At 63.7% G+C, this 13,862-nt stretch carries 12 protein-coding genes; 7 read left to right on the top strand and 5 right to left on the bottom strand.

Features of this window, described 5'->3' with window-relative positions:
- Window positions 1-121: 121 nt before the first annotated feature.
- The 6 genes from FAZ21_RS19395 to FAZ21_RS19420 all read left to right on the top strand — a co-directional run bounded on the left by FAZ21_RS19395 (window position 122) and on the right by FAZ21_RS19420 (window position 5,909).
- Window positions 122-457, top strand: coding sequence for a hypothetical protein (locus FAZ21_RS19395; RefSeq protein ID WP_136775083.1), 336 nt, complete (start codon window positions 122-124; stop codon window positions 455-457).
- Between the two features lie 80 nt (window positions 458-537).
- The gene (locus tag FAZ21_RS19400; RefSeq protein ID WP_136775084.1) at window positions 538-798 is read left to right on the top strand and encodes a hypothetical protein; all 261 of its coding nucleotides are present in this window, start codon (window positions 538-540) and stop codon (window positions 796-798) included.
- A 343-nt stretch (window positions 799-1,141) separates the two neighbouring features.
- Window positions 1,142-1,543 (top strand): hypothetical protein, encoded by a 402-nt coding sequence (locus tag FAZ21_RS19405; RefSeq protein WP_136775085.1) that lies wholly within the window; start codon window positions 1,142-1,144, stop codon window positions 1,541-1,543.
- A gap of 651 nt (window positions 1,544-2,194) precedes the next feature.
- On the top strand, window positions 2,195-3,907 hold the full coding sequence (locus FAZ21_RS19410; RefSeq protein WP_136775086.1) for a carbohydrate-binding protein: 1,713 nt from the start codon (window positions 2,195-2,197) through the stop codon (window positions 3,905-3,907).
- A gap of 547 nt (window positions 3,908-4,454) precedes the next feature.
- Window positions 4,455-5,063, top strand: coding sequence for a PH domain-containing protein (locus FAZ21_RS19415; RefSeq protein WP_136775087.1), 609 nt, complete (start codon window positions 4,455-4,457; stop codon window positions 5,061-5,063).
- A gap of 9 nt (window positions 5,064-5,072) precedes the next feature.
- Window positions 5,073-5,909 carry a hypothetical protein gene (locus FAZ21_RS19420; protein ID WP_136775088.1) on the top strand — a complete coding sequence of 279 codons (837 nt, stop codon included), beginning with the start codon at window positions 5,073-5,075 and terminating at the stop codon, window positions 5,907-5,909.
- Window positions 5,910-5,963: 54 nt separating this feature from the next.
- On the opposite strand, the gene FAZ21_RS19425 is transcribed toward FAZ21_RS19420, so the two are convergent.
- Window positions 5,964-6,503 (bottom strand): SPOR domain-containing protein, encoded by a 540-nt coding sequence (locus tag FAZ21_RS19425; RefSeq protein ID WP_136775089.1) that lies wholly within the window; start codon window positions 6,501-6,503, stop codon window positions 5,964-5,966.
- A gap of 182 nt (window positions 6,504-6,685) precedes the next feature.
- Between FAZ21_RS19425 and FAZ21_RS19430 the strand changes: the two genes are divergently transcribed.
- On the top strand, window positions 6,686-7,975 hold the full coding sequence (locus FAZ21_RS19430; protein WP_169307508.1) for a DUF445 domain-containing protein: 1,290 nt from the start codon (window positions 6,686-6,688) through the stop codon (window positions 7,973-7,975).
- A gap of 395 nt (window positions 7,976-8,370) precedes the next feature.
- On the opposite strand, the gene FAZ21_RS19435 is transcribed toward FAZ21_RS19430, so the two are convergent.
- The 4 genes from FAZ21_RS19435 to FAZ21_RS19450 form a co-directional block, all read right to left on the bottom strand.
- Window positions 8,371-8,913 (bottom strand): glutathione peroxidase, encoded by a 543-nt coding sequence (locus FAZ21_RS19435; protein ID WP_136775091.1) that lies wholly within the window; start codon window positions 8,911-8,913, stop codon window positions 8,371-8,373.
- A 162-nt stretch (window positions 8,914-9,075) separates the two neighbouring features.
- Window positions 9,076-10,680 (bottom strand): lytic polysaccharide monooxygenase, encoded by a 1,605-nt coding sequence (locus FAZ21_RS21175; protein WP_136775092.1) that lies wholly within the window; start codon window positions 10,678-10,680, stop codon window positions 9,076-9,078.
- A gap of 357 nt (window positions 10,681-11,037) precedes the next feature.
- Window positions 11,038-12,822 carry a dihydrolipoyl dehydrogenase gene (gene lpdA / locus FAZ21_RS19445; RefSeq protein ID WP_136775093.1) on the bottom strand — a complete coding sequence of 595 codons (1,785 nt, stop codon included), beginning with the start codon at window positions 12,820-12,822 and terminating at the stop codon, window positions 11,038-11,040.
- Between the two features lie 94 nt (window positions 12,823-12,916).
- A partial coding sequence (locus FAZ21_RS19450) for a 2-oxo acid dehydrogenase subunit E2 (RefSeq protein ID WP_246038790.1) occupies window positions 12,917-13,862 on the bottom strand: 946 nt, incomplete at its 5' end.

Below are 13,862 nucleotides of genomic sequence, written 5' to 3' on the forward strand. Positions count from 1 at the left end.
TGGGCACCGTACGGCTGGTGGTCAACAGCCAGACCGGCGAAGTGAAACAGGAAATCGCCTACGACGCCTGGGGCAACCTTCTACCGGCACCAGTCCGGGCAACTTCAATGGATGATGACCAGTGAAAAGCGATGGAGGAAAAATGCTTATTGATGACGAAATTCGTGCTGCTGTGTATTTACGGATAGCGGAGCTTTTTCATGTTGATCAGTCCTTGATAGAGGATGGTTGGGTATTTGGTCGAGACTTGATTCCTTCATTTGTCTCTGATTTTAAATACAATGAGTTGGATATTTTGCATGATGACTTTTTGTATGCTGCAAATAAAAATATTAGAAAGAGAATTAACCGTGGTGAATTTTTAATTTGTTCGGTCGGAGGTTTTTGGAGATATATGGTGGAGTGCTATAAGGAATCCCCGGGGCGTGTTCACGATGTTCTAAATCTCCCCAAATAAGGCCAGGGGCCTCGGATGAGATATAGGAATTATTCTGAGATTTTGAAGTTGTAACCGCTGGGGTTATTGTGGGAAATGAAATGAAAAGAACGCAATTTTTTGTTCATAGGAAAGTCTTGTTTTTTGCGGCGCTAGGATCGGTGTTGATGACCTTATTTACAGTTTTTTGGGAAGTGTACGGGTTGAATCTATGCCATGCGCTGGGGATTGAAAAGACTTCACTGGCGGCTGCGGCGATTGCTTATTTTTGGCTGGGGGGGATTTTCTTTTATTTTTGGGGGAAGATGGTAAAGGAATTTGAAGAAATATCCAAAAGAAAGCGTGATGTCAATGCTGAATAGGCTCTGGCTTGCCAGCGCTGTATGGTATTGGCCGATGGTTGGGGGGTGATATGCAGATGCTTGAGCTTTTGATTTTTATTTTCGGGGCGGTTCTGATCGTTGGTTACTCTGTTTGGCGGCTTGTTTTCCGGTTTCGGCATGGAGAAATTTGGCTTGGTATCAAGGAATTTTTCCGAAATGTCGTATCGGCGATTTTTTGATCGCAACCACGGGCTCAAGCACATCAAGGCAAGCAATGGTTGGCCAGTATGCCAAGCCAGCCCAGTAATTTCCGCGCTTCTTTTGGTCGTTGTTTCAATGCCCGTGCAAAACAGTATAAAACTTTCCCGTGAGACTGACGCAAATGAAGATCGAGAATTACGCTGAGTTTTTTGGCTGGTGGAAGGTTTCAACTTTCCTGGTCGGGGTAATGTGGCTGCTGTGGGGGGCGTTCCATTATCAGATTTCCGATTGGGATGTGGGGGTTAGCCTGACCATGGCCGGGGTCACGTTCCTTGCAGCGGAATGGTGTGCGAAAACACTTTATTCACTCAATTGGAGGCGGTTTCCGCTGGTGATCTGGTGGACATGGCTGGCCGTGGATGGGGTTTATGTGGCGTACCACACCCTGGCGGGAAACCAGATGTTGCGCGATGCGCAGTGGCCGGCCTCGTTATGCCTTTTCTATTTGTGCGGCTTTATCTGGTTGCTGGGAAGAAAATGGCATGGGGGTCTGTTGTTCTGGAAAAAAGCGTGCCATCCCTAAGTCGCCGCCTGGGTAAGCGCTCCGGATTCGTGGTTTGAGGTTTGAAGCGCCATGGGGTGATTCTTGTAGCCATCCACGGGGCGATGGGGCTTGCGGCCAGGTGGTTGCGTAGCGCCGGTGCCATGCAGCTCGGCGCGCATCCTGGTCATTGGCGGGGCAACTGGTTTTGCGTGATGGACGGCGCGTGGCGGTCTCATTGCAAGAACGCTCATGGTGTTGCCGCTAAGGCGCATCGGGTTGGGCACTGCTGGTGCTGGTGGTTGCGCTGGGCCACAACGGGCGGCTCACCCGCCGCTTTATCTTGGCCAGCGCGGCCTAACTGCGGGAATGCATGCTCACGGGTGATCGTCCCATCGCCCGATCACCCATCGCGGGCTGGTGGGTGAAGGGTGATTATTCAGATCGCATGATCAGTCGGGCGCTGCTTTGACCTGGGCGGGATTGGCCGCCGATCGATGCTCGGCAACGGTGCGGTTTCGATCTGGCGCAACAGCGAGGGGAAGGTATGTTGACGCCATCCTGGGCACCTCGAATCATCCGTATCCGGCAGGCTGGGTTTTCCACGCGCGCGTGTTATTCGCGGCCCGATTCTCTTTCACTTTATCGTTGCCGCCAGCGTTGACGGGCACATCGGCGGAACAGGTTGAATCCATGCGTGTACTGATTCCAGGGCTGGCCGGACTGGCATTCGCGGGGGCGGCGGCGATGGGGGGCGCGGCGGAGCCGGCGTCCTGCATCTGGCATGCCGAGCGGCTGGGCATGGCGCAGGCGCGCTGGCCAGTGGGGGAGACCCGGCGCGTGGCGCCGTTGTCGCCGCAAGCCATCGTCATGGGCGGGCAGGGATGCGGCGCATGGGTGCGCGAGGGCGCGGGGCTGCGGCAGTACGACAGTGCCGGGTTGCTGCTGGGGACCATCGATCTGGCGCAACTGCGCCAGCGCCATGCGGCCGACGCGCTGGTGGCGGCGGCCATCGCCAGGCAGATCGATGCCGCCGATGCCATGCTGGCGCTGGATGCGCGCGATGGCTCGCTGTGGCTGGCCGCGGGCACGTCCCTGTTGCATCTGGACGCGGGCGGCAAGGTGCTGGCCTCGTTGTTCCATGAGCAGCCGGTGGTGCAGATCGAGGTGGACCTGCTCGGTACGCTGTGGGTACTGGATGAGGTGGGGCTGGGGCGCTATCGCGCGGATGGCTCGCTGCTGGCGCGCTATGCGCTGGGCGAGCAGTATCCGGATGTGCAGCGCGTCGCCTTCGATACCCTGGGCGGAAAACTGTGGCTGATCGCGCCACGGCGCGTGTGGCAGGTCGAGCCGACGCAACTGGCGGTGCCATTGGCGCCGCTGGCCTGGCGCGAGGGCCTGGCGTATCAGGCGGGGCAGACGGTGAGTTTTGCCGGGCATCTGTACCGGGCGCAACTGGCGCATATTGCGCCGGAGGATTCCGACTGGACGCCGGCGGCGGCGCCCGCCTTGTGGCAATACGTGGGAACGCAGCCCACGGCTTCCGTGCCGCTGCCCTGGCGCAGCGATGCCGAGTACCGCATCGGCGAAACGGTACGCTACCAGGATCGGGTCTACCGGGCGCTGGCATCGCATTCCACCTATCCCCAAACCGGCTGGACACCCGCCAATGCGCCCGCGCTGTGGCGGCTGGTGTCGGATGAGTCGCCCGACGCCCCGGTGGTGGATGAGGCCAGGGTCATCGAGGTGAGCGAGCCGCTGGCCGATGTGGCGATCAATCCGAAAAGCGGTGAGCTGTGGTTGCTGGGCCAGCACACCCTGTGGGCATATGGCTGGGATGTGCAGCAGCGCTATCAGGCCGATCTGGCTACGTGGGATATCGTGCAGCCCCAGGCGCTGCGTTTCGATGCGGCGGGAGAGACCTTCTGGCTGCACAGCGCCGGCAAGCTCACCCCTTTCGGGGTGGACGGCACCGCGCGCGATGCGCGGCCGGTCGCGGCGGACCATGCGGTGCTGGGCACAACCGCGCTGCGCATCCTGCCCACGCTGGTCCTGAAAGACCCACCGCCAAAGGATGGCGGTTCCCAGCCCACCTTTGTCTTTCAGTACGACGCGATGTGCAGTGGCCGGCCGTGCGATTTCGATCGCGCGCACTATGAGGGCTATCAGTGGCAGGTCAGCCTGGACGATGGCGCGGTTACCGGGCAACTGGTCTTCGATGCGGTGCATCACACCGCACGTTTGACGCCAACCCAGCCGCTGGCTGACGGCGTGCACCTGCTGCGTGCCTCTATCACCGACCAGTTGGGCAGCCGCAGCACACAGCTCGAACACGTCTTCAACGTCACGCCTGGCGCGCTGCCCACTAGCAATGGCGATGCGCCAGCGGGCGATCTTCCCGGCTAGGGGCTCGGTCCCTCTGCATCGCCAGGCCACTGGCTCCCCGATATCGCCCATGCCGGTGCTTGCGCCGGGTTGGGGGTAACGGGCGATCGCCAGGTCGTGCACGGGGTGCCGGGCGCTGGCGTTGTCTCGTGCACGGCACTCCTGCAATGTGCCGGCGTTTCCTCCAGCTTTGATCGATGCGTCCCCTGGCGCCAACCCTCGTCACCTGCGGCCCTGCGCCGCTTTTTTTTTGCGTCACGTTCCCGGCGCTGTCTCAGGGAAGAGAACGCGTACTCATGGGTAGGGGTAGGGAGGGGGTTGGGCGGGGCGGGTAAACGGTAGGCTTTTGGGCGGGATGGGGTTGTTTTTACAGGCCTATTTGCTTTTTTTGGGCCACTCTTTTGCGCTTGGTGGAGGGCCAACCTTCTAAGCGATAACCTTCCTGTGAGGAGTGGTTATGTTTGGGGGCACCTTGAGGTAAGTCTTTTGTGTCACGCAACCAGTCGCCGCGGCTTTGGATGTTGGCCTGGTGGCGGTGCTTGCACTTCCTTTTCCGTTGGAGTTCCAAATGTTCAAGAAACTGGCTGCCGAAGCGCTGGGGTTGAGCGATATCGGCGTCATCGTCGCGCCCGCCGATTACGACAAGGTGGATGCCGACGATTACCTGTTCCACGAAGATGGCGAGCGAATCTTCTTCCTGATCAAGTCGAAGAAGGATGAATACTGCTTCACCAACTTTGCGCTGATCCATGTCGAGGGCGATTCGGCGGTGTCTTCCCGGCGCGCGATCAAACGCTACGACTTTGCCAGCCACCGCATCGGACAGGTGTCGATCGAGACGGCGGGCACCATCGATCTGGATATCGAACTGAAGTTCACCATGGATGACGCACTGGATTTCAGTATCGACGTCCGCAAGAGTTTCCTGACTCCGCTGAAAGCAATTTACAAGGCGCTGATCACCATCGGCACGTTGCAGTACCGCGATGCGGTGGGCCGGGATAACGCTTTCCAGTGCCTGGAGGCGGTGTCGTCGCTCTACAAAGCGGGCGAGCCGGGTGAAGGTGGGGTGGCGCGGCAGTTCGATGCCTTGCTGGCGGCATTGAATGATGCGGTGCTGGTCCGTCATGCACGGCGCGATTTCAGCGCCGTGTTCGAGCAATACGTCCAGGCGTAGCGGGGTGCCATGACCAGCCATTTTTCGTCCATCGGTTTTGATACCACGCATCCGGGTGAATTCGTCGCGCAATTGCGGTCCGCGGCGGCGGAAGGGGAACACGTACCGTGTAACAAGGGCTATTACCGCCACTGGCGGTCGCAGCATGGCGCCGCGTTGTGGATCCAGTTCGACCCTCACGACGCGCTGATCGGGGTGACGCCCTGTTTCGAAGGGGGAAGCAGCCTGCGGGTGGGGCTGGTGGAACAGATGCACCGCCGGGACGATACCCCGCTGGAAGGGGCCTGCTATGGCTGGGCGGAGCCGCAGAGCCACGATCCGCAGTCGGGCATGTTCCCTTTTCTGTTCGAGCTGGCCGACGCCGGCTGCCATCCTGGGCTACCGGTGCCCAGCGTGCGCCGCGTCCACCTGAGCGCCTTTGCCGAGGAACTGTCGATCCACGATTCCGACGCGGCATTCCACGCGGCGCAACCGACCGAGGCCAGCTTCGCCATCGGTGCTTTCATCCCGTCGGGCTTGTTTGCCGATGCGGACGATGCGGCGCAAGCGCATTCCCCGTACGCGATGTTCAGTGGCTATGTGGTGCGGGCGGCCGAGTTTCTCAATCCGCTCACCGGCCACAGCTATCACTGGCTACAAGTGCATACCCAGGGCGGCGATATCGATGTGGTGGCGGATCCGGCATTGAGCCGTGAGTTGCCGCACGTGGGGGCGGTGGTGTCTGGGTTGTTCTGGTTGTGCGGGCGCCTGACCGACAATGCCGCCGAGCGGTGGATCCAGTGGCAGTTGGGCTGGGCGGAGCGCTGGCAATCGATGCAACGCAGTTGGGATGATGGCGTGGTCTGACCGGGCGTATCGGGCCTTGCGCATGGCATGCCGCGGCGCGCCGCAGCCGGGGCGCTATTTTTTCGGCGGCGGCGGCAGCAGGATCACCGGCAGGCCACCGGTCAGGTTCAGCGATTGCGCCACGCGTACGCGGCCACTCTGGGCGGCCTCCACGCTGGGGTACTGGCCCACGGCCACCACATACCAGTGCTGGCCGTCGTCCTCGGCGATGGTGATGACGCTGGCGGGCAGTTTTGCATCCTTGGCGTTGTCCATCAGCGTCTTGGCCTCACCGTAGTCTGCGCGCTGCGTGGCCTGGAGCGCGTAGACGGCCTGGGCGGGCGGGATGGCCGGCAGCACGATCTGCTCGGCGGGAATGGCGGGTGGCGCGGACGCATCCGCCGCAACGGGCGCCGCCACTGCCTTGGCGGCGGGTTTGGCCGGCAGCAGGCCGGCGGTGAGCCGGTCGCCCAGCGGCAGGTGGCTGACGGCGACCAGCGTGTCGTTGGCGTGCTTGCCCAGGCTGCTGCGCATCGTGGCGGGGGCGAACACCCCGGCCAGGAACAGCAGCAATCCGAACATCAGCACCAACACCACCAGCATCACCTTTTTCATCCTGCTCGCGGCCGCGCCGCCTCCCCAAATTTGAAACCCGTTTATAGCATGCCGGCATCATCGCGGGCATCGGCGCCCGCAACTGATCCGCAACGCATCCCGCCCTGGTCGATGGTGCCGGTGGCGTGGGTGTGAATCGAGCGGGCTGACGGGGCCGGGTACCGCTGCCTATCATGGCAGGGATGAACGATCCGCTATATCTCGAGCGCGAACGCGCGCAACTGGATGCCAAGCGCCTGCGGCTGCGGCAGGCGCGTACGGTCGCCACCTGCCTGCTGCTGGCTGCGCTGGTGCTGTACCTGGTCGCCGAATCCTTTGCCCATCGCCATCCGGTGTGGGGCTTCATCGGCGCCTTCGCCGAGGCGGCGATGATCGGTGCGCTGGCCGACTGGTTCGCGGTGACGGCGCTGTTCCGCCACCCGATGGGCATTCCGATCCCGCATACCGCCATCATTCCGCGCAATAAGCTGCGCATCGCTGATAGCCTGGGTGGTTTCATCGAAACGCACTTTCTGTCCGAGGAGCAGGTGGCGGCACGCATCGATGCGTTCAATCCGGCACGGCGGATCGCATCCTGGCTGTCGCGGCCTTCGCATGTGGAGCAGTTGGCCGAGCAGGCACAGCAATTGGCGAGCTACCTGCTGTCGGTGCTGGATGAGCCGCATGTGCGCGATGCGGCGCGACGCATCCTGCGCGAAGGCATGTCCGAGCTGGATTGGGCACGCCATGGCGGTGAGTTGCTGGCGGTGTTGCTGGCCGAGCGGCAGCACCAGCAACTGCTCGACCGGGTGCTGGACAAAGTGGGCGCACGGCTGGCGCAGCCCGATGTACAGACCCTGTTGTCGGGCATGGTGGCGCAGGAGCTGTCGTACCTGAAATGGGTGGCGCTGGACGAGGCGGGCGGGCGCTATGTGGCGCGCAAGCTGGTGGCGGCGGTGACGCATGAATTCGAGCGCGTGCGTGAGGAGCCGGAACACCCGCTGCGCCGGCTGGTGGATAACGAGCTGGATGCGCTGATCCTGCGGTTGCAGCACGACGACGCCCTGCGCCAGCGCACCCGCGCCTGGGTGGAGGAGCTGGCGGCCGCGCCGGCGTTCGAGCGCCGTTTCGACGCGCTGTGGCAAGGGCTGATGCAGGCGCTGCACGGCGATTTCAACAAGCCCGATTCCTTATTGCGGGCGCGGGTGGCCAGCGCGGCGCGGCGGCTGCGCGATCAGTTGCGCGTCGATCCCCGTCTGGCCGAGTGGGTGAACCGCAGCGTGCGCAACGCCGCCGCGCGCTCGGTGGCGCGCTATCGCCAGCAGATCGGCGCCTTCATCGCGGACCAGTTGAAAGGGTGGGACGACCGGGTGATGGTGGAGCGGCTGGAACTGAATGTCGGCGTCGATCTCCAGTTCATCCGCATCAACGGCACGCTGGTGGGTGGCCTGATCGGCGTGTTGCTGCACGCGGGGCAGTGGTTGCTGCGTTAGGGCGTGTCATCCAATGGTTCGCGGCAGCGTTCGGCGCAGTTCGGGGGCACGCCAGGCTCTGGATGCGTGGTGGTATGAGTACCGCAAGCGGCCGGCGACAACGCGCGGCGCCCGAATTGCACCGAACCCGTAGGGCTGGGCCGAAAAAACAGCATTCACCGCGTTGCGCTCCTTGCCAACAACCGGTTATTGGCGACGTCGCGCGCCTCGTGTCTGGTGCTTATTCGGCCCAGCGCTGTCGCGAACCATTGGATGGCACGCCCTGGGGTGAACCGAACGGGCCGGCCGGCGTGGCCGGTGGTGGTTCCGCCCGCATGGAATGACCCCGATCAACCGGCCCGCCTGTCCCGATGGGTGCCGAGGCCGGCTGGTGTCCCTTGCTACGGCCCCTCAGCTCACTTCGATCCCAGCCAGCCCTTGATCGGCCCCATGATGGCGGGGTCGTCCGGCGTTACCTTGGACGGGAAGGCAGTGACGGTCTTGCCGTCCGGTGCGATCAGGTACTTGTGGAAGTTCCATTTCGGCACACTGCCGCTGGCGGCGCTCAGCCGCTTGAACAGCGGGTTGGCCTCATCGCCGGTGACATGCGACGCCTCAGCCATCGGAAACTTGACCAGGTAGGTCAGCCGGCAGAAGTCGCCGATTTCCTGGTTGCTGGCCAGCTCCTGCTTGAAATCGTTCGACGGAAAGCCGATTACCAGCAGCCCTTGCTGGCGGTACTGCTGGTACAGCGCTTCCAGTTTCTCGAATTGCGGGGTGTAGCCGCACTTGCTGGCGGTGTTGACCACCAGGATGGGCTTGCCGGCGTATTGGCACAGGTCGACCGTTTCGCCCTGCAAGGTCTGGACGCGGCTGTCGAGCAAGGGCGGGCAGGCGGCGGTGGCGGCGCCTGCGGCAAGCAGGGTCAGTCCGGCCAGGATGGAAAGCGGGTGGCGCATGGTGAGGGTCCTCGGTGGCGGCCGGGTGAGCATAGCAGGCGCCCGGGAGAAGCCGGCCGATCGCCGCTCCGGGCCGCGACAGGCGTCGGCGCGTTAAAAAAAAGGCCCTCCAGTGGAGGGCCGAGTGCTTTCCAACGGGGCTTGCGCCCCGAACTCCAAGAATCAGTTGCAGGTGCCCAGATCTTCCCAGACGCCCCACTGGCCGGACTGGCTGGGGTTATCGCCCTGGGTCCACCACTTGTTCTGATAGTTGTGGCCGCTGTAGCTCACCTTGGTATTGGCGGCGGCGTACACGTTGGCGGCGGTCCAGGCCGCTGCGCAGGTGCTGCCGGCCGGCGTCGGGGTCACCGGTGCCGGGGTGGGCGTGACGGGCGCCGGGGTCGGGGTGACCGGTGCGGGCGTCGGGGTGACCGGTGCCGGGGTCGGCGTTACCGGGGTGGGCGTCGGCGCGGTACCGCTGCACAGGCCGACATCCTTCCACAGCGTGGTGCTGCTGGCCGGGTTCCAGTTGGCGCCGACATGGGCGGTATGGGTGATCAGGGCCTGGTAGTTGCGGCCGTTGTAGGTCACCAGCGTGCCGGCATTGTAGGTCTTGCCTTCGGCCCAGGCGGTGTAGCAGGCGCCGGGGGCCGGGGTGGGCGTGACCGGAACGGGCGTCGGGGTCGGCGTGACCGGTACCGGGGTCGGCGTCACGGGCACCGGCGTCGGGGTCACCGGCGTGGGCGTCGGCGTGACCGGTGTCGGGGTCGGAGTGACCGGGGTCGGCGTCGGGGTGGTGGGCGTCGGGGTCGGCGTGGTGGCGCCGGCGATGTCCACGCGGAAGGTGTAGCTGCCACCGTCACGCGAGTAGACGCGGTTGTCCTGGGTGCTCTTCACCGGCGAAACCGTACCGTTGCTGCCCAGCACGCCTACGCTGATGTAGCGCGAGGAGGCGTTCACCTGCTGCGCCAGGTAGTACGGCCAGCTTGCGGCGAGGAACATCTGGTCGCCACTGCTGGGGCTGTAGGTCATGACGACGCTGAACGTTTCCAGATCGCCGCCGTTGGCATCGAACAGGCGGAAGGTGACCTTGGTCTCGTCCTTCAGGTCCTGCGAGGAACGGATCTGGCCCAGTTCCTTGTAGTTGGACACCACGGCGGAGAAGCTGACGTCGGAGCACGAATAGAACGCTTCGGCGCTATCCGAACGTTGCCACGTGTTGTAGATCATGTGGCGGCCGGTCTTGTTCTTCGGCAGCGGGCAGGTCAGGTGGTAGCGCTTGGCGGCATCGCCGGCCACATTGCCCAGCGTGCAGAACGGTTCCAGGTCGGACCACTTCAGCGGGCGGGTCTGATCCCAGCCGTCCTTGGTCACGTAGAACACCCAGTTCTTGGTGGCGTGCTGCGCGGGTGCGTAGTAGATGAATTCGAAATTGCCGTTGGAATCGGGAGCGATCGGCGTGGTCAGCCAATCCTGGCGCGCCAGGTCGAGGCCGGCATAGTTGGATTTGCCGCCCGCGCAGAGCTGGCCGTCCGGCACGAAGGCCTGGTGGTCGCCATTGGGCAACTGGTTCACGCCGGACCAGTCGTACAGCATCTGCGGGCCGGAGAGGGCCACCGCGGCCTGGCAGGCGGCGGTCTTGGGCGATTCGGGGCCTTCGTTGTAACAGTTGAGCACGCGGCTGACCGGTACCTCCATCGAGCCGTGGCCGAACACGCTGGCAGGCAGGGCGAGTGCCATGGCCAGTGACAGATACAGCGGCTTGACCGCCAGGGGTCTGCGTTTCATGTGATCTCCTCGTTATGGTGGATTACGGCGCGGCACTGTTGTTGTTGGTCGGTGGGCGCCGGGCTGCACGGGCGCTCGCCCTTTTGCAGCGTCGCTAGCTTATTCGGGGCGATAACTGGATTCAAGGCGGGGTGCAGCATAAGACCAATCACTCGCGCGAGCGCAAGCAAGGAAACAACACGGTTTGTTAACTAATATTCGCCATTGCTTATTCGATGGCTGGCTGCGTGCCGGTGACAGGTGGCGTGGCGGGGGAGGAGGGTAAGACCAGTCGGGAGGGAAAAAACAGGCGTGTCCATAAAAAAACGCCAAGGCCGGCACCCGTGGATGCTGGCCTTGGCGCGGGTTTGCGCGTGCTTAGCGCTGCTTGCGTTGCGGCGGCAGGTCGGTGCAGACGCCCTTGGCCACTTCCGCGGCCATGCCGATCGATTCGCCCATGGTCGGGTGCGGGTGAATGGTCTTACCGATGTCCACCGCGTCCGCGCCCATTTCGATGGCGAGGCAGATTTCGCCGATCATGTCGCCCGCGTGCGGGCCGACGATGGCGCCGCCGACGATCTGGCCGTTTTCGGCGTCGAAGATCAGCTTGGTGAAGCCCTCGTCGCGGCCATTGGCAATGGCGCGGCCGGAGGCCGCCCACGGGAACACGCCCTTCAGGATCTGCTTGCCTTCCTTCTTGGCCTGATCCTCGGTCATGCCCACCCAGGCCACTTCGGGGTCGGTATAGGCCACGCCGGGGATCACGCGCGCGTCGAAGTAGGCCTTCTCGCCGGCCGCGTTCTCGGCGGCCACGTGGGCTTCATGCACCGCCTTGTGCGCCAGCATCGGCTGGCCGACGATGTCGCCGATGGCGAAGATATGCGGCACGTTGGTGCGCTGTTGCTTGTCCACGGCGATGAAGCCGCGTTCGTCCACCTGGACGCCCGCCTGGTCGGCGCCGATCTTCTTGCCGTTCGGCGCGCGGCCGGTGGCGTGCAGCACCAGGTCGTAGCGCTTGGGTTCCTTGGGGGCATTCTCGCCTTCGAAGGTGACCCAGACGCCGTCCGCCTTGGGTTCGATGGCCACGGTGCGGGTCTTGAGCATGATCTGGTCGAAGCGGTGGGCGTTCCACTTTTCCCATACCTTCACCAGATCGCGGTCGGCGCCCTGCATCAGGCCGTCGGTCATTTCCACCACGTCCAGGCGCGCGCCCAGCGTGGAGTAGACCGTGCCCATTTCCAGGCCGATGATGCCGCCGCCCAGGATCAGCATGTTACCCGGCACTTGCTTCAGTTCCAGGGCGCCGGTGGAATCGACCACGCGGGGATCGTCCGGCACGAACGGCAGCTTGAACACGCTGGAGCCGGCCGCGATGATGGCTTTCTGGAAGCGCACCACCTTCTTTTCGCCGGTGGTGGCCTTGCCTTCGCCGCTGGTGAGTTGCACTTCGATGTGGTGTGCGTCGAGGAAGGTGCCCACGCCGCGCACCACGTCCACCTTGCGGGCCTTGGCCATGCCGGCCAGCCCGGTGGTGAGCTTGCCGATCACTTTTTCCTTGTAGCCGCGCAGCGCGTCGATATCGACTTCGGGCTTGCCGAACTTGATGCCGTTGACCGCCAGGTGGGCCACTTCGTCGATGACGAAGGCGTTATGCAGCAGCGCCTTGGACGGGATGCAGCCAACGTTGAGGCAGACACCGCCCAGGGTGGCGTAGCGCTCGATCAACACGGTCTTGAGGCCCAGGTCGGCCGAGCGGAAGGCGGCGGAGTAACCGCCGGGGCCGCCACCCAGGACCATCATGTCGGTCTCGATGTCCACCGGGCCGGTGTAGCTGCCGGCCACGGCCGGGGCGGCGATAGGGGCCGGGGCGGGCGCTGCGGCGGGGGTCGGAGCGGCTTGCGGCGCGGGAGTGGCGGCGCTGGCGCTGACTTCCACCAGGGCGATCACGCTGCCTTCGGATACCTTGTCGCCAACCTTGACCTTCACTTCCTTGATGGTGCCGGCGGCGGTGGCGGGCACCTCCATGGTGGCCTTGTCGGTTTCCAGCGTGATCAGGCTTTGTTCCACTGCGACGCTGTCGCCGGCTGCGACGAAGACTTCGATCACGTCCACACCGCTGTGGTCGCCGATGTCGGGCACTTTCAGTTCGATGATGTTGCTCATGGGTTCTTCCTGTGAGGGGTGAGGGGTGAGGTGCCGGAGCACCTCAATGCGTGCGGTAGGGGCGGGGCGGATGCGCCATGCCCCTACTCACGCCTCACAAAACAAGGCGACGGATATCCGACAGCAGCTTGCCCAGGTACACCGTGAAGCGGCCGGCGGCGGCGCCATCGATCACGCGGTGATCGAATGACAGCGACAGCGGGCACAGCAGGCGCGGTTCGAACGCGCTGCCGTTCCACACCGGCTTGATCTGGCTCTTGCACACGCCGAGGATCGCCACTTCGGGGGCGTTGATGATCGGCGTGAAGCTGGTGCCGCCGATGCCGCCCAGGCTGCTGATGGTGAAGGTGGCGCCCTGCATGTCGGTGGGCTTGAGCTTGCCGTCGCGGGCCAGGCCGGACAGCTCGGTCAGTTCCTTGGCGATCTGCTTCAGGCCCTTCTGGTCGGCATCCTTGATCACCGGTACCACGAGGCCGTTCGGCGTGTCGGCGGCGAAACCGATGTGGTAGTACTGCTTGAGCACCAGGTTGTCGCCGTCCAGGCTGGCGTTGAATTCCGGGAACGCCTTCAGTGCTTCGGCGGCGGCCTTGATGATGAAGGCCAGCGGCGACAGCTTGAGGCCGCTCTTTTCCCATTCCTTGCCGATGCCCTTGCGGAAGTCTTCCAGCTCGGTGATGTCGCATTCATCGTTGAACGTGACGTGCGGGATCATCACCCAGTTGCGATGCAGGTTGGCGCCGGAAATCTTCTTGATGCGGCTGAGCGGCTTGGTTTCGATCGGGCCGAACTTGGCGAAATCCACCTTGGGCCATGGCAACACATCCAGGCCGACGCCCGAACCGCCCGCCGCGCCGGCTGCCGGCGCGGCGGTCTGGCCGGCCATCACCGATTTGACGAAGTTCTGCACGTCTTCGTGCAGGATGCGGTTGCGCGGGCCACTGCCCTTGACGCGGCCGAGGTCGACGGGCTGATCATCGAAGCCGGCGTGCACGAATTCCGCCAGTGGCTGGCGGGACGCGCACTGGTACCCACCATCCGCG

Source organism: Chitiniphilus eburneus (assembly GCF_005048205.1).
Classification (GTDB): domain Bacteria; phylum Pseudomonadota; class Gammaproteobacteria; order Burkholderiales; family Chitinibacteraceae; genus Chitiniphilus; species Chitiniphilus eburneus.